The organism is Solwaraspora sp. WMMA2065, assembly GCF_030345075.1.
In the GTDB taxonomy this organism is placed as follows: Bacteria; Actinomycetota; Actinomycetes; order Mycobacteriales; family Micromonosporaceae; genus Micromonospora_E.
On the sequence record NZ_CP128361.1, the window covers coordinates 4,892,788 to 4,916,827 of the forward strand.

Genomic DNA, 24,040 nt, shown 5'->3' on the forward strand with positions numbered 1-24,040 from the left:
GGCACCTCCGGGCGCAGCCCTGGTCGACCCCTCAACGGTCACCCGTAGGGGTGCCGGCAGGCTGAGTCGTCCGCTGGCTACTACAGCGTCCGTACGTGGAAGCCACCGTCGACGTCGAGCACCTGACCGGTGCTGAACGGCAGCAGGTCGGTGGCGACCGCCACCACCGCCCGCCCGACGTCGTCCGGCTGGCCCCAGCGGCGGATCGGCGTCAGACCCTGTTTGAAGATCAGGTCGTCGTACTTCGACTGGACCGGGCCGGTCATGTCGGTGGCGACGATGCCGGGCCGGATCTCGTAGACGTTGATGCCGTGCTCAGCGAGGCGGGCGGCGTACAACTGGGTGGTCATCGCCAGGCCGGCCTTGGCCACGCAGTAGTCGCCCCGGTTGACGCTCGCCGTGTAGGCGCTGATCGACGAGACGATGACGATCTTCGGCGCGGTGACGGTGCCGGCCGCCACCATGTCGATCATGGCTCGGCTGACCTGCTGGGTCAGAAAATAGGGACCCTTCAGATTGATGTCGATCAGCCGGTCGAAGGACTCCTCCGTCGCGTCGAGCAGGTCCGCCCGCACATCTGGGGCCACACCGGCGTTGTTGACCAGCAGATCGATCCGGCCGAAGGTCGCGACGGTCTGATCGACCAGCCGTTGCCGGTCCGCGCCGACCGACACATCCGCGCCGACCAGTAGCGCCCGCCGGCCGGCCGCCTCGATCTGCTCGCCGGCCTGCTGGGCTGCCGTCGCGTTCCGGGCGTAGTTGACCACGACGTCGTACCCGGCGGCGGCGAGCGACAGCACGATCCCGCGCCCGATCCCCCGGGAACCGCCGGTGACGATGGCGACCCGCGCGGAGGCGGTCACCGCCCGCCCCCGACGGTGCCCGCGCTGTCGGCGCTGCCCGTGCCGTCGGTGGCGTCGGCGTCGGCCGGGCCGAAGAACGTGTAGTACGGCTCGTCGCGGGCCACCCGCTGCAGGTAGAGCGCCAGTTCGCGGGCGTGGTAGTCGCCCCACATGCTCGACTCGCCGTGCGGCACCCGGCTGCCGGCCGGCACGTGGTCCCAGCCGTTCGGTCGGTGGTAGATCGAGTGCAGGATCAGTCCCTGGTGGCGGGTGTCAGTGCTCAGGTACGGCTCGTCGAACAGGGTGCCGGCCACGGTCAGCCCGGCCTGCCAGTAGCGGCGACCGGCGTCGGGCTGCCCGGCACCGGTCAGGTAGCGGCCGAGTCGCAGCAGCCCCTGTGCGCCGATGCAGGCGGCTGACGAATCGACCGGCTCATGATCGTTGTACGGGTCCGCCGGGCGATCCAGGTAGTCGCCGAGCGAGGCCAGGCCGGGTGCGCCGGTGTCCCAGTACGGGATGCCGTCGGTCGGGGTGTGTTCGAGGTAGAAGTCGCAGGTGGCGGTGGCGGCCCGCAGCATCATCGCGGTCACCTCGGCCCGCCCGCCGTACGGTTCGAGGTCGCCGTCCGGCAGCACGGCCAGGTATTCCAGCTGCTCCGGGAAGCCGAGCATCGCCCAGGCCAGCCCGCGCGTCCAGGTGGTGAACGGTGAGTAGCCCTGCTGGGTGCTCGGGCAGCGGAACCGGCCGTCATTGACGTTGAAGATCGACTCGTGGGCGGTGCGACCCCGGATGTCGTAGCTGTCCCGCCCCTCGCCGTAGAAGACGTTGTACCGGGCGGTGTTGGTGGCATGCTCGATCAGCCGGCCGAGCAGCGAGATTCGCTCGTCCTGTTCACCCATGAGCGCGTGGCCGAGCAGGTGGGACACCGCCAGCGCACGGCAGGAGCGGATGGTGTCGACGAACAGCGACTGCGGCCCGTTGAACGAGTAGACGTAGCCGGTGCCGTCGGCGGTGTCCCGCCAGCGGGCCGCCTGGACCGCCCCGGTCAGCTTCAACGCCAGCTCGTAGAAGTCGCGCTCGGCCCGGTCGTGCGGGAGCCGCCCCTCGGCCATCAGCCGCCACAGGTTGCCGTACGTGCTGACATTGTTGAAGCCGTGGTCGTGCACGCCGATGTGGCTGACGTGGCTGGCCATCACGGCGACGGTCAACTCGCGGGCGGAGTCCAGGAATCGCTGCTCGCCGGTGGCGTCGAACTGCAACAGGGCCGAACCGTACTGGAAGCCCTGGGTCCACTCGGTCCAGCCGCGCGCGGCGTACCGGCCGTCGACGGTGAAGACCGGCGACGCCGACCCGGGCGGGCAGGTCTTCTCGATCGAGTCGATCTTGTGGGCGGAGGCTTCCCAGAGGCGGTCGATCCTGGGTTGCAGGCTGGCCGGGGTCAGCGAGTCGTCGATCCGAATCATCGGATCAGCATAGGAAAGCGCTTGCCTAGGCGGAAGACCTGACCACCGGACCCCACGTCCCGCTACGCGACGAGTTCGACCCGGCAGTACGCGCTCGCCGCGCGGGCGAGTTTGCCGTCGGCGGTCACCAGCGTCAGGGCGCGGCGTTCCGCGAGGGCGACGTAGGGGGCGTCGTACGCGCTGATGTTCGCCTTGACCTGCCACATCCGGGTGAGCAGGTCGTCGATCGGGACGGTGTCGACGCCGAGGCGGCTGATCCGGTCGACCGCCCGCGCCGCCGTCTCGTTGGTGATCTTTCCGCCGAGGGCGAGCCCTCGCATGACGGAGAAGACCTCGACCTTCCAGTGCTCCGGTGCCGCCCACTCGGGGTCTCGGCTCAGGACAACGCGGGCCTTGCGGCCGCGGTCGTCGCTGTAGACGAGCGCGCTGGCGAGGACCGAGGCGTCGACGACGATCACCCGACGTCTCGCCCGGAGTGCGCGGAGTCCGGGAAATCCCGTTCAGCGCGGGAACGGGCGAGCAGGTCGGAGGCGTCCGGCGCGGTCGGTCCGGCTCCGCCGCTGCGGTCGTCGAGTTCGTCGCCGAGCTCGGTGAGGAGTTGCCGGTTGCGGCAGAAGTCGGCCTGACGGTTGAGGACTGCCAGCAGGTACGCCTGCAGCGACTGGCCGCGCTCGCGGGCCTGCTGGGCCAGGAGGTCCCGTACCTCCTCTGGCACGTCGCGGATGGTGAGCACTACAGCCATGACTTCATTTTGAATGCGTTATGACTGCAGGGTCAAGTCAACCTCGGGATTGGCTGGTGGACTGTGAACCCGATCTCGCGCTCGCGCATAGAGATAGCTGAGAGGATGCAGACAGGAAGGAAAGATGATCGTGAACCTATCGCCACCGCTGGGCTCCGGGTGAGGGGCATTGCGGCGGAGTCGACCAATGATGCTGCGATCATCGTCGCGTCGCTCGACGACCCCGATCGATTCGCGCAGGTGTACGAGAAGCACGCCGGGATGTTGTACGGCTATGCCTACCGACGGGTGGGCCGGGAGATTGCCGAGGACGTCGTCGCGGACGCGTTCGTGGCCGCGTTCCGCGCCCGGCACACCTACGACCCTGGCTATCCCAACGCGTTTCCGTGGCTGCTCGCGATCGTGCACCGTGAGTTGGCCCGACATTACCGCGCCGAGAGCGCCCGGTACCGGGCGTATCTGCGGGTGAAGCCCGACGGTGGCGAAGAGGCATTGGCGGATCGGGTGGCAGCCGCAGCGTCTGCCCAGGCGTGGCGAGGACCGTTGGCCACGGCGCTCGCCCGGCTCGGCCGCAAGGAGCGGGACGTGCTTCTCCTGGTTGCCTGGGGCGACCTGAGCTACGAGGAGGTCGCTCGAGTCATGCAAATCCCGATCGGCACGGTCCGATCACGACTGAACCGGGCACGCCGCAGGATGCGGGACGTGTTGGAGAGCGACCCGGCCCGGAGCACTTTGACAGGTACTGAGCGCGAGGAGCGATGGTGGAGGAGATGGAGCAGGGCGTGAGTGAGATGGATCGGCTCAAGGAACTCGGTGCCGACTTGGCTCCGGACGCCGGGGATGCACCGACAGCCTGGCGTGACCGCATCCTCGATGGACCCAGCCCGAAGACAGGAGTGCCGCGCGGCGGCACGGTATGGCCCGGCCGGCGGTTGAACCTCGGCCTAGCAGGAGCGGCATTAGCTGCCGTTCTCGTGTTCGCCACCGCAGCCGTAGGGGGCGGGTGGCCGGTAGGTGGATCAGCGCCATCGTCGGGCACGGCCGAGGCTTCTTCCATCCTGCGTACCGCCGCCTTGGTGGCTCACGAAGCGGACCTCCCCGTCCCGGAAACTGGACAGTTCGTGTTCACCGAGACAGTGGCGAGCCCGATCAACCAGGTGCAGCATCCGGACGGTGGCTTCACCATTAGAGACGGGCCGCGGGTATTGCGGCAGATCTGGCTTTCGGCAGACGGTGCTCAGGACGGATTGATCCGGGACAGGGCGTACCAGCAGGACCAGGCCGAGCCAAACGACCTAGTGCTGCCGGCCTGCTCACCGAATCGTTCCGGTCCAGCCGCCGATCCGATCAGTGACCAGCCGTGTGCGCTGCAGCGGGGGTACGACGCGGAGATGCCGGACAGCCCAGCAGCGGTGCTCGACTGGCTCCGAGCCGATGTGTCTTCGGGGGGGGAAGCGCAGTCAGAGCTGCGGGTCACGTCCTCTGCCTCCCCAGGTGGCAGAGCAACTGATGCGCTCGTCTTCCAGCGGGCCGGTGAGTTGCTGGTCGGTGGTAGGTACCTCACCTCACCTCAGCGAAGCGCTTTGTTCGACGCGTTGGCCTCGCTGCCAGGCGTGACCGTCCGACAGCAGGCACGAGACCTTGCCAACCGGGATGGGGTAGCGGTGGGCATGCCCGAAGGGACGACGCTCATCTTCGATGCGACGTCGTTCGTGTTCCTCGGCACCACCAACAGCGCCCTGCTACGCCAGGTCATCGTGAACGACGCAGGTAGGTCGCCGGCCTGACTGAGGCACGAACCATAATCGACGTTGTTACCATTCTGTTATCCGATCGCACTCTGTCACTCCTTCGGCTAACTCGGGTTAGATCTCCCCTGCTAGCCCTGGCATCAGGCGGTCGTCCTACAAGCACTCTCTATCATGTCGATCATGGAAGGCGAGCATGGCGCACCGCAATCCGCTCAAAAAACCTCTGTGCATCGGTAGATGCCGATACAATCGGCTGTGGGTCGACCGCCGTGGATCGACCTACGGGTGCCTGTCGCGATTGGTTTTAGCTTGCTAGGAAACAGCTTGCGTCACCCGTTCCAGTGTGTATGGAGCAGGGGGAGTCCAGATCTTGGTAAACCAACGTATTGGACGCACGCTCTTGACATTTGTGACTGTGTCGATGGTTATCCTGACCTCAGCGGCCTCACCAGTGCAGGCTAAGAGTCTTCCAGCAACGCCTCAACACTCGATGGCACTCCAGTCTCTGCTGGACTATTATCCAGGATCTATCGCTATCGACGAGAACACGGTCCGAGCGGCACCCGGCGTGCTCGTCACACTGCCTGCCGATCATCCGCGGGATAAGCGCTTCGCCAACACCACCGCAGCTGAAATGCCGACCGTCACTAAGCGCATCGCTCCACCCGCACCGTCCGCAGTTCATGTAGCCAAGAACGCCGAGCCAATTTCGCCCGCCGCAGATGACTATTTCTACGGCTGCTACTATGAATATCTTTGTCTTTATACAGAACCAAATTTGCATCCTAGTAGTGCGATCATTTCTTTCTATTACTGCCAGTTCAAGAATCTTGGTGCCATTCCATTCCCTGGGGGTGGGTACTGGAACGATCGAATCTCATCCTGGGTGAACAATCAAACACCAAATACTGCTAGCCATTTCTACAACTGGAACGGCGTCAACCAATGGACCCTCCTGTTTAGCTCCTATGTGTTCGAATACAATACTGGAATGGGTCCATACGATAACATTCTCGATGCCGTCCGCGTTTGTTAGTGGCTCTTGAGGATCGGCTCTGATATTTAGCTCGCTGGCTTTGCCGGTGGCGATGGGGTGAATCGCGGTCTGGCTGCGCTCTCTTCGCCACCGGCAGTTTACGATAGTTTGTAACGAACCCGGCAATATGTCTTTACCAGGACGGTTAGTATCTGCCGGCTAAATTTGCAGTTCCCGTTTTCAATCGACGGGGGGATGTAGGGGCTCGGCTCAGTTGCGGCCGCATGAAGTCTCCCACGGGGTGCGTGCTTCGGCCGGCGTACTCATGAAATGTCATCAGGTTGCCGTGGGGTGGGTGCGGTCGGGGTGGATGCGGACGGTAGCCGGGGTGCCGGGGTGGGTGGCGGCTTGGTGGCGTACCTCGGTGATGAACCTGGTGGTGTCGGGAGCTGGGCCGGCGGTCGCCGGCCGGTGGGGGACGGACATGGGCTTCTCGGGGTCGGTGGGGATGGTCGCGCGCAGCGCGCCGTAGAGGTAGCGGTGGCAGAGGGCGACAGCTTCTGGCAGGGCGGCGCTGGTGGGGACCGGGTCGACGGTCGGCGGGGTGGCCGGGTCGGCGACCTGGACCGACCAGGTGTGGCCCTGCATCAGCTCCGGCCGGCCGATGCTGTCGCGGTGGTCGACGACGGTGACGTCGAGGGCGAGGCCGAGTCCGGTTACGAGGCGGGCCAGCTGGTCGAGGGTAGGGCCGGGCCAGTCGGTGGCGCGGACCAGGATGCGGGCGCCGTCGTGGGCGGCGGCGGCTTCGGCGAGGTACGCGGCGAGCGGGTCCCCGCCGGTGTGGGGGATCTGGCTGATGCCGTTGCGCAGGTGCTGGTCGATGACGTGTTCGCCGTCGATGTCGGTCAGGTCGGTCGGCTGTACGCCGAACTCGGCGGCGAGGGTGCCGATCCGGTAGTGCTCGGGGAGCTGCCAGACGCTGGTGCCGGACGCCTGGTCGGTGTGGGCGAGGGTCGGCGGTTTCGGGCTGTGGTCGTCGGGTCGCCAGTTGCGGTGCACGGTGCGGCCGCGCAGGTCGGTGACGGTGACGACGGCGCCGTGTCGGACCCGGCGGGTGCCGTAGCAGTCGGTGCAGTACGGCGGATCTGCCGCGTTGGTGCATCGTGGGCAGGGGTGGGTGGGGATCGGCTCGCCCCAGTATCTCGGCGCTGGCGGCTCCCAGCCGCGTACGAATCGGCCGCCGGCCCCGCCCGGCTCGGTGTCGCCGGGTCGCAGGCTGGTGTGCCACCAGTGCCGGTTCCGCCAGATCGCCTGCGCGCCGCCGTGCTGCTCGGCGTCGGCGATCATGCGTCGTTCGAGTTGGTCGAGGTTGTGGCCGCCGGGGTGCCCGTCGAGCCCGACCGGCATCGGGTGCGGGGTGAGGGCAGCCTCGGTGAGGTAGTGGGCGGGCAGGTTCCAGTCGGCCACGGCCAGCCCGGACGCGGCCCGTTCCGGGCTGATTCCGGTGATCGCCGCCGGTAGGTGGGCTACCCAGCGGTGTGGGTAGTCGGGCACTTTCCCGCCGGCGAGTTCGTACCGGATGTCCCAGCTCAGCCCACTCGGAGTCGATGCTGGTCGGGCTTCGAGGACCAGGTCGACGTGGAGTTGGTCGGCGAGCGCGCACAGCCGGCCGAGCAGCCGGGCCGGGTCGCCCGGTGGCCGCGGTGCGCTGCTGCGGCCGATCAGGACCAGCCACGGCGCGGTGAGCCGGTTGGCGAGCGCCGACGCCTCCCACCGGTGGCGGTCCCGCTCCGGGGTGCCGGGCTGCCACTGGATCGGCAGGGTCAGCCCGGACGACGGGAGCCGGCCGGGTTCGTCGGGGAAGTCCGGATCGCACAGTGTCGCGGCAGCCACCCCGGCGCGGGTGGCGAGGTCGGTGACGATCGGCGCGTACGGCAGCCACCAGGTGCCGTTTGGTGTCGGCAGCGGCGTGAACGAGCCGGGGACGAGGCTGGTCGAGGCCACCGCCCCGGTGTCGAGGTTGGCGACGGTGACCACGAGTTGCGCCCGCCGCCGTTCGGACCCGAACCCGACGACACGGACGACCGGGCCGGCGGGCACTCCGTTGACCCCGGTCACCCGGCCACCCCCGTCCCTGCCTGAAACTGTTGGAACTGCTGTGACTGCCACTCCCGCAACGCCTGCTTGATCCGCACGTTTTCGTCGCGGGTGGAGTGCAGTTCGGCGCGCAGGGCGGTCAGCTCGTCGGCGACCAGGTGCAGGAACGTGCGTACCTCGGTGGGGTCGCAGCCGCGCCGGGTCCGGCCGGTGAACCGGCGCTCGCGGACCAGGCCGGGACTGATCGACGGCCGCACCGGCCTGCCGTACAGGTGGCCGACGGTGTTCGGGGCCCGCCGCACCGGCCGGCGCTGGCCGGCTGCAGCGTCGATCGGCCGCTGGTTGTGGCGCGCGATCTCGGCGAGTAACCGCCGATTGCGCCGGCTCCGCACCGGCCGCCGGAACAGGTCAAAGAACCTACGCACAGCAGGAACCACCTTCCAAAGTCGGAAACCTTCAGGGGTACGGGTCGAGACGGCGCGGCTTACGTCGCAGTTGTGCCGCCGCCCTGGTCAGCGGTGTCGGGGTGGGGTGCGAGCCCAGCGGAGACCGTCGCGCTGGACGAAGATCTCCCGCCGTTCGCGGGCTTCACCGTCCGGTGCCAACACGTACCCGGCCAACCAGACCCAGCCCTCGTATGTCCAGCGCTTGTCCACTGTCGTCACCCGGAACCGGAAACCTCGCCCGGCCGCGAACTGCACACTCGCCCTGCCGTCGATGATCAACTCGTCGCCGGGCCGGGGGTCCGCCGGCGACCGGTCGGCCGGCACGCTACCGATCAGCCGCCGGCATCTTCACGCGGAGGAAGTCGAGGAGTCTGCGCATGGTAGGTCGCCTTTCAAGCACGCGGGTCGTGCATGGTCTTCGGGGTAGAGCGGGTGGAAGGGCGGCCCGACCCCGAACGGGGGTGCGGAGGTCGGGCCGCCCGCCCTGCGCGCGCAGCCTCAATCGGCGGTACGCACGCAGGGCCGCGTGGTGAGGGCCGTCAGGACGGCAGAGCTGGTGCCGCCCTGACGGGGTCGACCGCCGGGTTTGCCGAACCAAGGGGCTGACCGAGCACCAACCTACGTCAACAGCTGATGTAGGTAAACCCTCGGACCCCAGGTTTCTTGCATCACTTGCTGACGGAGGTTGTGCGTGATCGAATAGTGGTGCCGAACCAAGGGGATGTGCCATGCCCTCAGCACCAGCCGATTACCGACGGATCGCAGACGAACTGACCGCGAAGATCAAGAGCGGCGAACTACCGCCTGGCACCAAGCTGCCCAGTACCGCCCAGCTTGCCGACCAGTACGACGTCAGCCCAGCAACCGTGTACCGCGCCGTCTCACTCCTGCACGACCGAGACCTCGTCGTCGGACATTCCGGTCGCGGCGTGTACGTAGCGGAGAAGTAGCTGCCGTCCTACCTGCGGCTGGACGTGCACGTAGCCGGGCTGCTGGTGGTCGATTGGGTGTCACCACACGGACCCTGGGACGACCTGCTCTCGTTCATCTTTGACGGCGGCGAGCTGACCGATGAGCAGATTACCGGGCTCAAGATTTCGGATACTGAGCTGTCTACATTCGAGTCTTGTACGGCGGAGAAGGCGCAGCAGCGGCTCCGTCCCTATGTATGGCGGCGCGTTGCCGTGGCGCTTGACGTACTGAAGACTGGAAATGTGCGATATTTGCATGATGGGCACATGAGGTGAAGTTGCGAGGAGTACCTGAAATGCCCAGTCGACCTGCCGACTACCTACGTGTCGTCGATGACATCACCCAGCAGATCCGGTCCGGTGAGCTGTCGCCGGGCGACAAGCTGCCGACATACGCCCAGCTCTCCGACACGTACAAGGTCAGCGTCTCCACAGCCCAAGCCGCCCTGCGGCTGCTGCGCGACCGTGGCCTGGTCGAAGGCCACCAGGGCAAGGGCACGTACGTCGCCGAGCAAGCCATGGAGATGTAATCCTCGCTGCCGAGTTCGTGGCAAGGCTGCCACGCTCCCGGCGAATGCCCACAGCCTAGAGCGCCGCGTAGTGTATGCCGGCTACGCTCCGTAACAGCTGGGTTAGGTGCTCGCACCGGATTGCGGCAGATCCGTACGTTGGCCTACCCCGAGCCGACGAGGATGCAGAACGGATGTCCCTCCGGATCGGCGAGAACGTAGAGAGGCTCCTCTGAATTCTGGGTGCGGTCGTGAAGCAAGCTGGCTCCGAGCTGCTCGGCTCGTCGACGGTGTCGCTCCAACTCGTTGACGGTTGGTACGTGGAGATCCAGGTGCATCTGCTTCGGAACGTCGTGTGACGGCCAGGTTGGCCGCGCCAATATAGGCACCTGTTGAAAGGCAAGCTTGCGGTTGCCGTTGCCGTCGACCAGGACGAGCCAGTCTTCGTCATCGGTGGTTCCGTCAGCCGGAGGTTCGTCACCAGGACGGTATTGCAGTCCGAGGAACTCCCGGTAGAACTCAGCGAGGGCTCGGGCGTCGGTGGCGTCCAGGACGGTGTGCATGAGAACCGGATAGTCGGACACTGACGACGCCTCCTCATAGTGCTGGCCCTGTCATCACACCACGAAGTCGCCGAGCGAACATCCTGACATCGGCAGGTCCGGACGCGAATGGAGCGGTCAGCCCAGCTGGACGCAGCCCTACTTGTGACGCCTGCTTGTTGCCGTGCCTACCTCAGCAGGGCCGGTGCGTCGACAACGATGGCTGGGCCGGGTGGGCCGCAGCGACCCCAGCCCGGGTGACGGATATCCGTCGCGCAGGGTCGCCGGTCCGTAGCTGGTCGACTATGGTCGGGCGTACCTGACGAACGTGAGTCGCCTTCCGGTACGGCGGCTCCGCGACCGGGGAGGCCGGCTCGGTGAGCGTCGACGAGGTCAAGGCTCAGCTGGGCAGGGGCCTGGAGAGCGCCCGCAGCGGCATGAACACTTTGCAACAGGCTGCCGCTACAGCGGGCGAGGCCCTGGAGTTGGCGACTTACACCTGTCAGGGCAGCAACCATGAACTGGCTACCGACGCGCTGACCGAGGCCAGGTCCGCGCTCCGCGAGATCAAGTTGGCGATCGCCCGACTGGACGTCGGTGAGGAACTGGTCGACACGTACCGCACGGATTTGTGATGGCTGGGACGGTTGCCGAAGTCATCGCCCAGATCGCTCGGGCATCGACCGGCCTCAGCTCGGCCGCCGCGACGGCCCTGCGTGCCCAACAGGAAGTGACCGACGCGCACCAGTCCCTTTCCGCCGCGAGCGCAGGAGCGTCGGCGCGCGCTGTCACGAACGCCACCACCGAGTGGAAGACCGCCGCAGACAAGGCCGGAAAGGTCGCCCGCCTGCTCATTGAGGCCGCCGGGCACCTCAACGCCTACGCCAACCGTATCGCCCCCGGCTCGGCACCCACCGAACCCACGCTCGCCGGCCCGACCGGCGAAGAACTCCTGGCCGACACCACCCGCCGCTCCGAGTCCCGCCGAGGCGTCGGCAGCTTCTTGGACCGTCTGGCGCGTCGAACGGAGGATGTTCAGGACACGGCCAAGACAACCGCTGAGCTGGGCGACTCGGGTCTCAACATCCTGCGGGACCTGGCGACTCCCCCGCCAGGGTCGCAGTCAACCACGGGCACATCGGCCCCTACAGTGGCCTTCACGGACACGAGACCGAAGCTCGAAGCCGGCGACGCGGCGGGCCACCTCGTCGTGGCAGCTCTTATCGCTGGGTTGGCAGCCCGCCGGGCTGACCGATACATCCGACAAGGTTTAGCGAGGTTGCGTCAACGTGAGCGTTCCGACTGAACTCGGCGATCTGATCCGGGCAATGGCTCGACGGGACTGGGGAACGATCGACCGGTTGACTGAGGTTCTTGGCAGGACGAACTGGCACGGCGCGGTCCCGGTGATCGGCGCGGCGTTCGCGATCGCCGTCGACCGCCACTTTGGGCCGGAGCCTGACCTCAACAAGGTGTCTGCGTTCGTCGCACAGGTCCGTGACCAGTACCAACGGGGCAAGGATCTGCCTGCACTTCAGCTGGAAGGTCTCATCCGTGCGGCGCTGGGAGAGGCGGAACTTCTCGACGGGGTCGATGCCGAGGTCTCCTTCCCAGCGCAGATCGTGATCCTCGGTACGCTGCTACAAGACGAACAGTGGACCGAGGCCGAGCTGGAGGAGTTCATCCGCGAAGTCGAGCAGACCGCCGCCCAGTACATGTAGCCGGAGGCAGCAGCGAATCGTATCCCTACGCTGCGCTTGACGTGGGTCGCGTAGTGTTTCGAGCGGCGATCTGTGAGATGCGTTGGGGTGACAGTCCCAAAAGGGCACCCGCATCCCGGACGGTGTAACCGTCGCTCAGGAGAGCCCGTATAGCCGTGGCGGTCGCTTGTTCGGCCTTCTCGTCAGCGTCCCGAGCGGCCTGCCTGGCGTCCAGTGCTGCCGTGACTGTTCCGGGTAGCTCTGGACGTACCTCAATGTCTACTGTGGCCGGATCGACCTCAAGCAGTAGGGCGATCGCCTCGCGAGCCATGGCGGCGACTTGGTCAAGACGGCGAGCCTGGGTGTGAAGGCCTTTGAGTTCGGGAACGCTAACGGCCCACCAGTCGCCGCCCCGCCTGCAGGACGCGGAATAGGTCGTCATTTCCACCAATCCTCCCCGAGTTGGTCGTCTCGGTCGTGTTACCGGAGCCGGGTGAGGTGGTCAGACGGCGAAGGTGGCGGGGCGGTCGGTGGCGGCCTTTGGCGGGGTAGCTTGCCAAACGCCCAGCTTCTGTGCGCCCAGCCGGCTCAGGTACGCCGGGTTGAGGATTACGTACCGGCGCCACAGCCGTTTCGGCTCCAGCCCGAGCCGCCACAGCCACTCCAGGCCGTACCGCTGCATCCAGGACGGCGGCTTGCGCAGCAGCCCGGCGTGGTAGTCGAAGGCGGCGCCGACCGCCATCAGCGGCATGTCCAGCAGCGGGCGCATGGCGTACGCGAAGACCTCCTGGCGGGGGCAGCCCAGCCCGACCAGCACCAGCCGGGCCCCTGAGTCTCGAATACGGTCGGCGATCTCCACATCCTCACCAGGGCCGACGGCGCGGAACTTGGACGGCTCGACCCCGGCGAACTTCAGCGCCGGGAACATCTGCTCCAGCTTCGGCACCAGCCGGTCCAGCGTCTCCTCGGTGGAGCCGTACAGGTAGACCGGTAGCCCTTCGTCGGCGCAGCGCTGCAGCACCCGCAGGGTGAGTGTCGGCCCGTAGACCCGGTCTTTCAAACCGGCGCCGTGCAGCAGGTTGAGGCCCCAGCGCACCGGTTGGCCGTCCGGGGTGACCAGGTCGAACGAGTTGAGCCGGGCGTTGTGCGCAGGGTCGAGGACCCCGGTCATCACCCCGTGTACGGCGAGTGCGGTCAACGCCAGCGGCCGGCGCTCCCGGGCGGCGTCGATCACCCGCTCGGTGGCGGCCTCGTAGTCGACGGCGTCGACCAGCACCCCGAGCAGGTTGCGTTTGCCCTGGTCGATCATTTCCCGGGCACCCACTTGTCGACGTTGGCCTGGTAGATCTCCTGCAGGATCATCGGTACGTCGTAGACCTGCTTCCAGCCAGGGTAGTCCCGCTGGAAAGCGGCGTTCGAGCCGATCCACCACTGGTGGTCGCCGACCCGGTTCGCCTCCTGGTACTCGGTGATCATCTGCTGGCCGGTGATCTGCTCGGCCAGGGCGAACGCCTCCAGGTGCGAGCAGTTGGAGTGCCGGCCGCCGCCGAGGTTGTAGACCGCCGCCGGGCGCGGGTCGCGGAAGAACGCCTCGAACGCGGAGACCACGTCGTGGCTGTGGATCGCGTCGCGGACCATTTTGCCGCCGTACCCGAAGATCTTGTAGGTGCGTCGCTCCATGTTGCAGCGCATCAGGTAGCCGAGGAAGCCGTGCAGCTCGGTCGCCGAGTGCGCCGGGCCGGTCAGCGTGCCGCCCCGGAAGCAGGCGGTACGGATGCCGAAGTAGCGGCCGTACTCCTGCACCATGATGTCGGCGGCGACCTTCGACGCGCCGAAGACCGAGTGCAGGCAGGCGTCGATCGACATGTCCTCGGTGATCCCACCGGCGTACGGGTGGTCCGGGGCGATCTCCCACCGGGTCTCCTGCTCGATCAGCGGCAGGCTGTTCGGCCGGTCGCCGTACACCTTGTTGGTGGAGCAGTGGATCACCGGCGCCTCCGGGCAGTGTTCCCGGACGTTCTGCAGCACGTTGAGGGTGCCGCCGGCGTTGACGTCGAAGTCGGTGAACGGGTCACGGACCGCCCAGTCGTGCGACGGCTGCGCGGCGGTGTGGATCACCACGGCGATGTCCCGGCCGTACCGCCGGAACAGGCCCGCCAGGGCGTCGCGGTCGCGGATGTCGACCGCTTCATGGGTGTACGCCGCACCGAGGTCACGCCGCAGCGTCTCGACGTTCCAGGCGGTGGACGCCTCGGGGCCGAAGAACTCGCGGCGCATGTCGTTGTCGATGCCCACCACATCCAGGCCGAGTCCGGCGAAGTGCCGGGCCGCCTCCGATCCGATCAGACCGCCGGAACCGGTAACCAACGCGACGCTCACACGACACTCCTGAGCTGGGGGGTGGAGTAAACGGTCAACAGGATATCCGGGCGATATGTGAAGAAGGCCCCGCCGTCGGGCGGAGCCTTCTCAATCGTTGCTAGCTGGTGCAGGCGGCTGATGCCGCCCGACCTGCTGGTGGGGAAGGGGGGAGTTGAACCCCCACGCCCTTTCGGGCACACGGACCTGAACCGTGCGCGTCTGCCATTCCGCCACTTCCCCGGATGCTGTCCGGGACAGTCGGTAGAAAGACTAACCCGGCCGGTCCTTCCCGATCCCGGTGGGGGTGTCGGTCGGGGCCACCCGCTGGCAGGTGCCGGGACATACTACGCTGTCCCTGGTCGCCCCGAGCCAAATATCGCCCGCGACGCCTGGCGAAGAGTAGCACGGGGCGGGTCGGTCGTTCGGGACAGGCCGGGAGCGGTGGTCGATCGGCGTGCGGGTGGCACGGGCGACGGCCGGATACCATCATGTCCTCGGAACCCGAGGAGGAGCCGGTGAGCGTGCTGCAACGCTTTGAGAAGCGTCTGGAAGGCCTAGTCGAAGGGGCCTTCGCCAAGGTGTTCAAGGGTGTCGTGCACCCGGTGGAGATCCTCAACGCGATGCAGCGGGAGGCTGAGGCCCACAAGGCGATCCTGGCTGGCGGGCGCACGCTGGTGCCCAACCGCTACGTGATCGATCTCTCGCCGTACGACCACAGCCGGCTGGCTCCGTACGCGGCGGCTCTGGCCCAGGAGCTCGCCCAGTCGCAGGCGGAGTTCATCGGTGAGCAGGCCTGGACGGTCTACGGCGACGTGATCGTCGAGATCGAGCGCGGCGACGGGCTCGACACCGGGATGTTCCGGGTGACGGCCGAAGTCTTCACCGGCGGCGACGTCGCGCCGGTGCAGCAGCCCGGGTACGACATGCCCGGCGGTGGTCAGGGCGGCTATCCGCCGTACGACCAGCAGGGCGGGGGGTACGGTCAACCGCCGCACTCGCCGGCCGGCGCCCGCAACGTACGGCTGGTCTCGGGTGACGGGCGGACCTATCCGCTGCAGATGGGTTCGACCGTGATCGGCCGGGGTGACCAGGCCAATCTGCGACTGCCGGACGTGGGGATCTCCCGCCGACACGCCCGGCTCGACTTCGACGGTGCTCAAGTGGTGCTGACCGATCTGGGGTCGACCAACGGGACCATGGTCAACGGGCAGCGGGTCTCCGCAGTGGCCCTGAACCCCGGTGACATGATCCAGCTCGGGACGACCACGCTCACGTTCCGAGTGGATGGCTAACCTTGCCCGAATTCGTCGTTGCCGTCGCTCGGGTCGGCTTCATCGTCCTGCTGTGGATCTTCGTGTTCACGGTGGTGGGGGTGATCCGCCGGGATCTGTTTGCCGGTGCCCGCTCCAGCCGCCTCGTCGCGGCTCCGCGCGGGGTCAGCAGCAGTACGGCACCGGCCCGGCCGGCCAAGGTCAAACGGGGGCGGGCCGCTCATCAGCTCGTAGTGACCGCTGGCCAACTGGCCGGGACCAAAATTACTTTGGGTGAGTCTCCGATTACGATAGGTCGGGCAGAGGACTCCACCCTGGTCATCACCGATGACTACGCCTCGGCGCGACACGCCCGGCTGATGCCCCGGGACGGCCAGTGGTTCATCGAAGACGCGGGTTCCACTAACGGGACCTACCTGGACCGCGCTAAGGTCACCGGACCTACCCCCGTACCCCTCGCCGTGCCGATCCGAATCGGCCGCACATCTCTTGAGTTACGGCCATGACTCTGACCCTGCGCTATGCCGCCCACAGTGACCGCGGACTGATCCGTGACGGAAACCAGGACTCCGTCTACGCCGGGCCGCGGCTGCTCGCCGTGGCCGACGGCATGGGCGGGATGGCCGCCGGTGACGTCGCCAGCAACCTCGTCATCGGGGCACTGGCCCCCCTCGACGAGGACGTTCCCGGCGACGCCATGGTCGACGCCCTACGCGGCGCCGTCGGCCTGGCCAACCAGCACCTGCGGGACACCGTCGACGCCAACCCCCATCTGGAGGGGATGGGCACCACGCTGACCGCGACGCTCTTCTCCGGCAGCAAGATCGGCATGGTGCACATCGGCGACTCCCGGGCGTACCTGCTGCGCAACGGGGAGTTCGCGCAGATCACCAAGGACGACACCTACGTCCAGATGCTGGTCGACGAGGGCCGGATCAGCGCCGAGGAGGCCAGCAGCCACCCCCAGCGGTCACTGCTGACCCGGGCGCTGGACGGTCGGGACATCGACCCGGAGTACTCGGTACGCCAGGTCGTCGCGGGCGACCGCTACCTGATCTGCAGTGACGGGCTGTCCGGCGTGGTCAGCCCGGACACCATCGCCGAAACGCTGCGCGAGTACACCGATCCGGGCAAGTGCGTCGAGCGCCTGGTCCAGCTGGCGCTGCGCGGCGGCGGCCCGGACAACATCACCGTCGTCGTGGCCGACGCCACCGACCAGAGCATCCACGAGCAGGCACCGATCGTCGGCGGTGCCGCCGCTCGCGACCGCGGCATGGCGACCGCCGCCGACGACTCCACCCCGGCCGCCCGGGCCTCCGCACTGTCCGCGCCACGGGCCGCCGTGCCGGAGCCGGCCGACGCCGCCGCTGCCGCCCCGGACGACGACCAGCAACGCCCCCGCCGCCGGCCGCTGCGCGCGGCGATCGTGCTGGTCGTGCTGGTCGGCATCCTCGGCGGCGGGGTCTGGGCCGGCTGGGCCTACACCCAACGGCAGTACTACGTCGGCGCCACCGGCGACGGTCAGCTGGCGATCTTCCAGGGCATGCCGGGCGAGGTGGCCGGCGTCAGCCTCTCCACCGTGCACCAGACGAGCGACCTCGCCCTGGACGACCTGACCTCCGTCGCCCAGGACCGGGTCAAGCGCGGCATCCACGCCGGCAGCGAAGCCGAGGCGCAGCGGCACCTGCTGGAACTCACCCGGGACGACCCGGGCAACCCCAACCTGAAGCCGATCTGCCCGCCGTCGCCCTCCCCGACCCCGCCGCCGTCGCCCACGCCGTCACCGGAAGCCGACGTGACCGGATCGCCCGGTGCGACACCCGAGGGCCTCGTCTCCGGGTCACCGACCGGACCGGCGAACAGCCCGTCACCGGGCGGCACGCCGAGCCCGTCCGGTGCCCCGGAGAGCTCCCCGGACGCCCCACCGGTCGAGCCGGTCCCGCCGGTGACCAACCCGGCCGGTTGCCGGACGGTCGGCTGAGGCCGGCGAGCGAGGTGAAGGAAACCCAGTGACCGCTTCAGTCGGACCCGCCCCGCCGGCCATCACCGGTGAGATGCCGCGGATCCGCCCCATCAGGACGCGGCGGAACGCCGAACTCGGCCTGCTGGCCCTCGCGCTCGCCGTGGTCGCGCTCTACTCGGCCGCAGCCGAAGCGGCCGTGCTCGGCACCATCCGGCCCGGCTTCTGGGTGCCGACCGCCGTGGTCGGCGCGGTCTTCGTCGGCCTGCACCTGGTCATCCGGTTCTTCGCCCCGCACGCCGACCCGGCCCTGCTGCCGGCGGTGGCCCTGCTCAACGGCATCGGCGTCGGATTCCTGCGCCGCTACGACCTGGCCCAGGTAGCCGCCGCGGAGCGGATCGACTACCCGATCTTCGCCGGCACCGGCGGGCGGCAGCTGGCCTGGACCCTGGCCGCCGTGGTGCTCGCCGCCGGGCTGCTCGTCCTGGTCCGCGACCACCAGGTCGTCGCCCGGTACGCGTACACCCTCGGGCTGGCCGGGATCGTGCTGGTGATGATCCCGGCGGTGCTGCCGGCGCGGTACTCCGAGGTCAACGGCGCCAAGCTGTGGATCCTGATCGGCGGCTTCTCCATCCAGCCCGGCGAGTTCGCCAAGCTGGCCCTGCTGTCCTTCTTCGCGTACTACCTTGTCCGCAAGCGTGAGGTGCTGTCGCTGGCCAGCCGGCGGGTGCTCGGGATCGACTTCCCCCGGGGGCGCGACCTCGGCCCGGTGCTGGTGGTCTGGCTGCTCAGCGTCCTGGTCCTGGTCTTCCAGAAGGACCTCGGGACGTCGCTGCTCTACTTCGGCATGTTCGTGGTGACGCTGTACGTCGCCACCGAACGGGTCAGCTGGCTGATCATCGGTCTGCTGCTGTTCTTCGGCGGAGCGTTCCTGGCGTACCACCTGGGCAACATCGTCGGCGGTCCGTTCGCCAACTTCTACCAGCGGGCCAACATCTGGCTCGACCCGTTCTCCGACCCGTACGCCGACGGCTACCAACTGGTCCAGGGGCTGCTCGGGCTCGGCACCGGCGGGCTGTTCGGCGCCGGACCCGGCGGCGGCCAGCCGCTGAAGGTGCCGGAGGTGCACAACGACTTCATCTTCGCCGGCCTCGGCGAGGAGATCGGCCTGTTCGGGCTCTCCGCACTACTGGTCGTCTACCTGCTGGTCGCCGAGCGCGGGCTGCGGGCCGGTCTGGCGGTACGCGACTCGTTCGGCAAGCTGCTCGCCGGCGGCCTGGCGTTCACCCTCTCCCTGCAGGTCTTCGTGATCGTCGGCGGGATCAGCGGGTTGATCCCGCTGACCGGTCAGACCACCCCGTTCCTGTCCGCCGGCGGCTCGTCGCTGATGGCGAACTGGCTGCTGGTGGCGATGCTGCTGCGGATTTCCGACGCCGGCCGCCGGCCGGTGGTGGGGGCCGAGCCCCGGCCGCCCGGTACCCCGGCCGGACCACCCGCCCAGCTGCACGGCGCGCCGACGGAGGTGATCCGCCGATGAACGCCCCACTGCGCCGAGTCGGCGTGGTCATCATGGTTCTGTTCGGCCTGCTCTTCGTCAACCTCAACTGGGTCCAGGGCTACAAGGCCGAGGAGTACCGCACCAGCGACTACAACGGCCGGGTGCAGGTCGCCGAGTACGACCGGCAACGCGGCAACATCGAAGCCGGCGCCCGTGCCCTGGCCACCAGCACGCCGACCGATGGCGAGCTGCAGTACCTGCGGACCTACCCGGACAACGAGCTCTACGCGCACGTGATCGGCTACAAGCCGGTCAACCTGGCCGCCACCGGCGTGGAGAAGGCCGAGAACGAGTTCCTCGCCGGCACCAGCGACCAACTCTTCGCCGACCGGGTCCGGGACCTGTTCACCGGCGAGGAGACCGGCGGCGGGAACGTGCTGCTCACCATCAACCGGCGGGCGCAGGAGACCGCGTACCGGCAGCTGCTGGACAACCGGGTGGGCGTCGACGTGGGCGCGGCGGTGGCGCTCAATCCGCGTACCGGCGCGGTGCAGGCCCTGGTGTCGCTGCCCAGCTTCGATCCGAACCCGCTGGCCAGCCACGACACCGGGGCGGCTCAGGAGGCCTTCAACGAGCTGGACAGTGACCCGAACCGTCCGCTGAACAACCGGGCCCTCGGCGAGGTGCTGCCGCCCGGTTCCACCTTCAAGGTCGTCGTCGCGGCGGCGGCCCTGGAGAACGGCACCACCGTCGAGACGCCGATCTCCGCCGGCCCGGTCTACCGGCACCCTGACTCCGGCACCGACATCCGCAACGCCGTCGACTCCATCTGCCCACAGGACGAGGTCACCCTGATCACCGCCCTGACCGACTCGTGCAACACCGGCTTTGCCAAGCTGGGCGTGGAGCTCGGCGCCGAGACGGTCAAGGCAAAGGCACGCGACTTCGGCTTCGAGGACGAGGAGCTGGTCGTCGGCCGGACCAGCGGTGACGACGGCCTGCCGGTCGCGGCCAGCCGGACCGGCGACATCGCCAACCCGGACGGCAGCGAGGACGGCGCGGCGCTGGCCCAGTCGTCGATCGGCCAGAACAACGTCCGGATGACCCCGCTGGAAGGCGCGATGATCGCGGGGGCGGTGGCCAACGGCGGCAGCCAGATGCGTCCGTACGTGATCCAGCAGCTGCTGCATGCCGACCGGACCAGCAGCTACTACACCGCGGACCCGCGGGAGCTGCGCCAGTCGGTGAGCGGGTCGGTCGCCGCCGACCTGCAGGAGATGATGGTCAGCGTCGTGCGCAACGGCACCGGCCGCAACGCCCGGATCGACGGGTACACCGTCGGCGGCAAGACCGGCACCGCGCAGGCCGGCGAGGGCGACGACGACCACGGATGGTTCATCGGCTTCGTCACGTCCGAGGACGGTGAACCGATTTCGGCGGTCTGCGTACTGCTGGAAGGTGCCGGCAGCGGCGGCAGCGCGGAAGCGGCCCGGATTTCCGGCCAGATCATGCGGGCCCTCGTCGCCGAACGTGAGGGGCGATGAGATGCTGAGCTCCGGAGTCCTGCTCGGCGGCCGCTACCGGCTCGACGAGCGCATCGCCAGCGGCGGGATGGGCGACGTGTGGCGCGGCACCGACGAGGTGCTCGGCCGTACCGTCGCAGTCAAGAGCCTGCTTCCCGCGCTGCTCGAGGAGCCCGGCTTCGCTGAGCGGTTCCGCGGCGAGGCCCGCACCATGGCCACCATCAACCATCCCGGCGTGGTCGACGTCTACGACTACGGCAGCGACAAGCACATCGCCTTCCTGGTGATGGAGTACGTCGAGGGCGACGCGCTGTCGCGCACCCTGTCCCGGGTCGGGCGGCTCACCCCGGCCCGCACCATGGCGCTGATCGCCCAGGCCGCCGACGCGCTGCACGCGGCCCACGAAAAGGGCATCGTGCACCGCGACGTCAAGCCGGGCAACCTGCTGGTACGACCCAACGGCACGCTGGTGCTGACCGACTTCGGCATCGCCCGCTCAGAGATCGTCGGCCAGTTGACCGCCGCCGGCTCGGTGCTCGGCACCGCTTCGTACATCTCCCCCGAGCAGGCGTCCGGCGCGGTCGCGACGCCGGCTTCCGACGTGTACGCGCTCGGCGTGGTCGCCTACCAGTGTCTGTCCGGTCGGCGGCCGTTTGAGGGCGACAATCCGCTGGAAATCGCCATGAAGCACGTGCGGGAGGTGCCGCGCGCGCTGCCGTCGGACATCCCACCCGTGGTCCGCAGCTTCGTCGAGCGCGCGCTCGCCAAGGATCCGGCGGCGCGCTGGCAGAGCGCCGCCACGATGGCCGCCGTCTCCCGGCAGGCCGCCACCACACTCGCCGGCCAGCCCCGGCCACCGGCCGGCCCGCCCCGGCCACCACACGCTCAGCAGCACCCGGGCCAGCAACATCCTGGCCAGCAGCATCCCGGCCAGCACCCGGCCGCGCCCCGGCCCACCTCGGCAGCGCCGGTTTCGCCGATGGCGTCCGGCCCCGCACCCATGTCTCCCGGGCCGATGTCTCCGGGCCCGATGTCGCCAGGGCCGATGCACCCCGGCTCGGTGCCGCCCGGTCAGCGGCCGCCGCCGGGGCAGCCGATGCCCGGACCACCCGGCTACCGGCCCGCCACCACGCCGATGATGCCGGGCGGGTATCCGGCCGGCTACCATCACCCTGCCACCCCGGCGCGGCAGCCCCTTCCCGCGTCGGGTCGGCCACCCAACCCGTACGGCTACAACCGGCCACCAGCCCCGCCCCAGCGGTCCGGTGGCCTGCACCGGCAAGTGTTCACCGTCCTGGCGATCATCCTCGGAGCGTTGATCGTGCTGCTCTGCACCGGGCTGGTCGCTTACCGGATCATCGACAGCGCCAGCAGTTCGACCGCTCTGGGGCAACCCGTGGTGCGATTGGTTACGGCTGAGAACCAGATGGCAGCCGGACACGTCGAAACCAGCGTGGAACCCGTACCGTCGATGGAAGCACCCGACTTGGTCCGATCCGATGACGACCAGACGAGCGAAGGACGACAAGGACGATGACCGCGCAGGCCCGCCTGCTAGGCGGCAGGTACCAGGTCGGCGAGTTGCTCGGCTACGGCGGTATGGCCGAGGTTCACCGCGGCCGTGACCTGCGGCTCGGCCGTGACGTCGCGATCAAGATGCTGCGCACCGACCTGGCCCGGGACCGGACTTTCCAGGAACGGTTCCGGCGGGAGGCGCAGAACTCCGCGTCGCTCAACCACCCGGCGATCGTCGCGGTCTACGACACCGGCGAGGAGTACGCCGCCACCGGCGAGCCGCTGCCGTTCATCGTCATGGAGTTCGTCAACGGCCGCACCCTCAAGGAGGTGCTCGCCGCCGAGGGCCGGCTGCACCCGCGTCGGGCCCTGGAGTACTGCGCCGACGTCTGCGCCGCTCTGGAGTTCAGCCACCGGCACGGCATCATCCACCGGGACATCAAGCCCGGCAACGTCATGCTCACCCAGACCGACCAGGTCAAGGTGATGGACTTCGGCATCGCCCGCGCGCTGGCCAGCGGCGCGACCACGATGACCCAGACCTCGGCGGTGATCGGCACCGCGCAGTACCTCTCCCCGGAGCAGGCCCGGGGCGAGTCGGTGGACGCCCGATCCGACGTCTACGCAGCCGGCTGTGTGCTGTTCGAGCTGCTCTGCGGCCATCCGCCGTTCGTCGGGGACAGCCCGGTCAGCGTCGCCTACCAGCACGTCCGGGAGGACCCGCGGGCGCCGAGCGAGATCAACCGGGACGTCACCCCGGCGATCGACGCGATCGTGTTGAAGGCGCTTGCCAAGAACCCGGTCAACCGCTACCAGAGCGCCGGCGAGATGCGTGCCGACCTGCTGCGCGCCGCCTCCGGCCGGCCGGTGCTGGCCACCCCGGTGCTGCGCGACGACGAAACCGTCGCGATGGGCGCGACCGGGCGTACCGGCTCGACCCAGCGGATCCCCGGCGGCGTCGGCGGCCCGCCGCCGAGGCGGACCTCGCCGGCGGTCATCGCCGGCCTCAGCGCGCTGGGCGTCTTCGCGGTGATCGCCCTGGCCACCGGGCTGATCTGGATGAACTCCGGCCCCGACGAGCCGGTCACCGTCGATCTGCCCAACCTGGTCAACGAGCCGATCGAACAGGCCCAGCTGACCCTCACCGACCTGCAGCTGACAGCGGACGTCACCCCTCGCGACGACGCGAACTGTACGGTCAACACCGTCATCGAGCAGTCACCGGAGCCGGGCGCCGTCGAGCCGGGCTCCGAGGTGGCCCTCGTCGTCTGCTCCGGCCCGGGCAAGGTCCAGGTGCCCGACATGAAAGGCTTCACCCGCAGCGCCGCCGAGCAGCAGCTCACCGACCGAAAGCTGATCGCCGTCTTCGAGGAGGTGGACAGCTCGGCACCGAAGGACCAGGTGATCGAGGTGCCCAGCGCCGGCGAGATGGTGGAGGTGGGCAGCGAGGTCGAGGTGCACGTCTCGCTCAACAACCTGCGGGACATGCCGAACGTCGTCGGCTACACCGAAGCCCAGGCCGTCGCGACGCTTGAAAACCGCGGCTTCGACCCGCGGGTGATCGACGGGGAGGAAGTCGACCCGGCCGATGCCGGCATCGTCACCAGCCAGAGTCCGAACAACGGCGAGCACCGGGTCAACTCCCGGGTGGAGATCGTCGTCTCCCAGCCCCGGCAGGAGGTGGAGCCGTCGCCGGACCCGACCGGCAGCCCGTCGCCGACCGGCTCACCCCCGACGACCAGCCCGCCACCGGGCGACGGTGACGGCGAGGGCGGTGGTGGTGGCTCCAGCACCCCAGGCAGCGGAGTGAGCGGCCTGCTGCCCACCGCGCCCGTCTCCCGGCTGTTCGACTGAGTCGCGGCCCGCGGTCCTA

At 68.6% G+C, this 24,040-nt stretch carries 25 protein-coding genes and 1 tRNA gene; 15 read left to right on the forward strand and 11 right to left on the reverse strand.

The features are described 5' to 3' along the window. Nucleotides 1-80 precede the first annotated feature (80 nt). The 4 genes from O7610_RS22275 to O7610_RS22290 all read right to left on the reverse strand — a co-directional run bounded on the left by O7610_RS22275 (nt 81) and on the right by O7610_RS22290 (nt 3,047). A complete protein-coding gene (locus tag O7610_RS22275) occupies nt 81-863 on the reverse strand; it encodes a 3-ketoacyl-ACP reductase (RefSeq protein ID WP_289211770.1) in 783 nt (260 codons plus the stop codon). Next, the gene (locus tag O7610_RS22280; protein WP_289211771.1) at nt 860-2,305 is read right to left on the reverse strand and encodes a hypothetical protein; all 1,446 of its coding nucleotides are present in this window, start codon (nt 2,303-2,305) and stop codon (nt 860-862) included. Before O7610_RS22280 ends, O7610_RS22275 begins: the two co-directional genes overlap by 4 nt. 62 nt (nt 2,306-2,367) lie before the next feature. Next, nucleotides 2,368-2,763 (reverse strand): type II toxin-antitoxin system VapC family toxin, encoded by a 396-nt coding sequence (locus O7610_RS22285; protein ID WP_281552404.1) that lies wholly within the window; start codon nt 2,761-2,763, stop codon nt 2,368-2,370. Continuing rightward, nucleotides 2,760-3,047: a FitA-like ribbon-helix-helix domain-containing protein gene (locus tag O7610_RS22290; RefSeq protein WP_289211772.1), complete on the reverse strand. Its 288-nt coding sequence runs from the start codon at nt 3,045-3,047 to the stop codon at nt 2,760-2,762. The genes O7610_RS22285 and O7610_RS22290 overlap by 4 nt, the downstream gene beginning before the upstream one ends. 63 nt (nt 3,048-3,110) lie before the next feature. On the opposite strand from O7610_RS22290, the gene O7610_RS22295 reads away from it, so the two are divergent. The 3 genes from O7610_RS22295 (at nt 3,111) to O7610_RS22305 (ending at nt 5,834) form a co-directional block, all read left to right on the forward strand. Further along, a complete protein-coding gene (locus O7610_RS22295; protein ID WP_281552406.1) occupies nt 3,111-3,833 on the forward strand; it encodes an RNA polymerase sigma factor in 723 nt (240 codons plus the stop codon). Further along, nucleotides 3,806-4,834 carry a CU044_5270 family protein gene (locus O7610_RS22300; protein WP_281552407.1) on the forward strand — a complete coding sequence of 343 codons (1,029 nt, stop codon included), beginning with the start codon at nt 3,806-3,808 and terminating at the stop codon, nt 4,832-4,834. Before O7610_RS22295 ends, O7610_RS22300 begins: the two co-directional genes overlap by 28 nt. A gap of 385 nt (nt 4,835-5,219) precedes the next feature. Next, nucleotides 5,220-5,834 (forward strand): hypothetical protein, encoded by a 615-nt coding sequence (locus O7610_RS22305; RefSeq protein WP_289211773.1) that lies wholly within the window; start codon nt 5,220-5,222, stop codon nt 5,832-5,834. A gap of 276 nt (nt 5,835-6,110) precedes the next feature. On the opposite strand, the gene O7610_RS22310 is transcribed toward O7610_RS22305, so the two are convergent. The 3 genes from O7610_RS22310 to O7610_RS22320 form a co-directional block, all read right to left on the reverse strand. Beyond that, nucleotides 6,111-7,892 (reverse strand): hypothetical protein, encoded by a 1,782-nt coding sequence (locus tag O7610_RS22310; protein ID WP_289211774.1) that lies wholly within the window; start codon nt 7,890-7,892, stop codon nt 6,111-6,113. Then, a complete protein-coding gene (locus O7610_RS22315; protein ID WP_502959043.1) occupies nt 7,889-8,296 on the reverse strand; it encodes a DivIVA domain-containing protein in 408 nt (135 codons plus the stop codon). The genes O7610_RS22310 and O7610_RS22315 overlap by 4 nt, the downstream gene beginning before the upstream one ends. Nucleotides 8,297-8,383: 87 nt before the next feature. Then, nucleotides 8,384-8,641 (reverse strand): hypothetical protein, encoded by a 258-nt coding sequence (locus O7610_RS22320; protein ID WP_281552410.1) that lies wholly within the window; start codon nt 8,639-8,641, stop codon nt 8,384-8,386. A gap of 404 nt (nt 8,642-9,045) precedes the next feature. Here O7610_RS22320 and O7610_RS22325 point away from each other — a divergent pair, with 404 nt between their 5' ends. Together O7610_RS22325 and O7610_RS22330 are read left to right on the forward strand one after the other, a co-directional pair. Next, nucleotides 9,046-9,267: a winged helix-turn-helix domain-containing protein gene (locus tag O7610_RS22325; protein ID WP_281552411.1), complete on the forward strand. Its 222-nt coding sequence runs from the start codon at nt 9,046-9,048 to the stop codon at nt 9,265-9,267. A 317-nt stretch (nt 9,268-9,584) separates the two neighbouring features. Beyond that, complete coding sequence (locus O7610_RS22330) at nt 9,585-9,818, forward strand: winged helix-turn-helix domain-containing protein (protein ID WP_281552412.1); 234 nt, start codon at nt 9,585-9,587, stop codon at nt 9,816-9,818. Nucleotides 9,819-9,961: 143 nt separating this feature from the next. Here O7610_RS22330 and O7610_RS22335 read toward each other — a convergent pair whose 3' ends face one another. Further along, nucleotides 9,962-10,381, reverse strand: coding sequence for a VOC family protein (locus O7610_RS22335; protein WP_281552413.1), 420 nt, complete (start codon nt 10,379-10,381; stop codon nt 9,962-9,964). A gap of 335 nt (nt 10,382-10,716) precedes the next feature. Between O7610_RS22335 and O7610_RS22340 the strand changes: the two genes are divergently transcribed. The 3 genes from O7610_RS22340 to O7610_RS22350 are packed head-to-tail and all read left to right on the forward strand — an operon-like array spanning nt 10,717 to nt 12,060. Next, nucleotides 10,717-10,974, forward strand: a complete 258-nt coding sequence (locus O7610_RS22340) for a hypothetical protein (RefSeq protein ID WP_281552414.1) — start codon at nt 10,717-10,719, stop codon at nt 10,972-10,974. Next, on the forward strand, nt 10,974-11,645 hold the full coding sequence (locus O7610_RS22345) for a hypothetical protein (protein WP_281552415.1): 672 nt from the start codon (nt 10,974-10,976) through the stop codon (nt 11,643-11,645). Before O7610_RS22340 ends, O7610_RS22345 begins: the two co-directional genes overlap by 1 nt. Next, nucleotides 11,629-12,060, forward strand: a complete 432-nt coding sequence (locus O7610_RS22350) for a hypothetical protein (protein ID WP_281552416.1) — start codon at nt 11,629-11,631, stop codon at nt 12,058-12,060. Before O7610_RS22345 ends, O7610_RS22350 begins: the two co-directional genes overlap by 17 nt. A 481-nt stretch (nt 12,061-12,541) precedes the next feature. Here the strand turns inward: O7610_RS22350 and O7610_RS22355 are convergent, their stop codons facing one another. The 3 genes from O7610_RS22355 to O7610_RS22365 all read right to left on the reverse strand — a co-directional run bounded on the left by O7610_RS22355 (nt 12,542) and on the right by O7610_RS22365 (nt 14,640). After that, on the reverse strand, nt 12,542-13,348 hold the full coding sequence (locus tag O7610_RS22355; protein ID WP_289213666.1) for a WecB/TagA/CpsF family glycosyltransferase: 807 nt from the start codon (nt 13,346-13,348) through the stop codon (nt 12,542-12,544). Then, nucleotides 13,345-14,418, reverse strand: coding sequence for an NAD-dependent epimerase/dehydratase family protein (locus O7610_RS22360; RefSeq protein WP_289211775.1), 1,074 nt, complete (start codon nt 14,416-14,418; stop codon nt 13,345-13,347). Before O7610_RS22360 ends, O7610_RS22355 begins: the two co-directional genes overlap by 4 nt. Before the next feature lie 136 nt (nt 14,419-14,554). Next, nucleotides 14,555-14,640 (reverse strand) — tRNA-Leu (locus O7610_RS22365). 248 nt (nt 14,641-14,888) lie between these two features. On the opposite strand from O7610_RS22365, the gene O7610_RS22370 reads away from it, so the two are divergent. The 7 genes from O7610_RS22370 to pknB all read left to right on the forward strand — a co-directional run bounded on the left by O7610_RS22370 (nt 14,889) and on the right by pknB (nt 24,021). Beyond that, nucleotides 14,889-15,692: an FHA domain-containing protein gene (locus tag O7610_RS22370; protein WP_123606559.1), complete on the forward strand. Its 804-nt coding sequence runs from the start codon at nt 14,889-14,891 to the stop codon at nt 15,690-15,692. Nucleotides 15,693-15,694: 2 nt separating this feature from the next. After that, the gene (locus O7610_RS22375) at nt 15,695-16,177 is read left to right on the forward strand and encodes an FHA domain-containing protein FhaB/FipA (protein ID WP_281552418.1); all 483 of its coding nucleotides are present in this window, start codon (nt 15,695-15,697) and stop codon (nt 16,175-16,177) included. Beyond that, on the forward strand, nt 16,174-17,652 hold the full coding sequence (locus O7610_RS22380) for a PP2C family serine/threonine-protein phosphatase (RefSeq protein ID WP_281552419.1): 1,479 nt from the start codon (nt 16,174-16,176) through the stop codon (nt 17,650-17,652). Before O7610_RS22375 ends, O7610_RS22380 begins: the two co-directional genes overlap by 4 nt. Nucleotides 17,653-17,725: 73 nt before the next feature. Beyond that, the gene (locus tag O7610_RS22385) at nt 17,726-19,168 is read left to right on the forward strand and encodes an FtsW/RodA/SpoVE family cell cycle protein (protein ID WP_281555775.1); all 1,443 of its coding nucleotides are present in this window, start codon (nt 17,726-17,728) and stop codon (nt 19,166-19,168) included. After that, nucleotides 19,165-20,673, forward strand: coding sequence for a peptidoglycan D,D-transpeptidase FtsI family protein (locus O7610_RS22390; protein ID WP_289211776.1), 1,509 nt, complete (start codon nt 19,165-19,167; stop codon nt 20,671-20,673). Before O7610_RS22385 ends, O7610_RS22390 begins: the two co-directional genes overlap by 4 nt. Before the next feature lies 1 nt (nt 20,674). Next, nucleotides 20,675-22,189, forward strand: a complete 1,515-nt coding sequence (locus O7610_RS22395; RefSeq protein WP_289211777.1) for a serine/threonine-protein kinase — start codon at nt 20,675-20,677, stop codon at nt 22,187-22,189. After that, complete coding sequence (gene pknB / locus O7610_RS22400) at nt 22,186-24,021, forward strand: Stk1 family PASTA domain-containing Ser/Thr kinase (protein WP_289211778.1); 1,836 nt, start codon at nt 22,186-22,188, stop codon at nt 24,019-24,021. Before O7610_RS22395 ends, pknB begins: the two co-directional genes overlap by 4 nt. Nucleotides 24,022-24,040 lie beyond the last annotated feature (19 nt).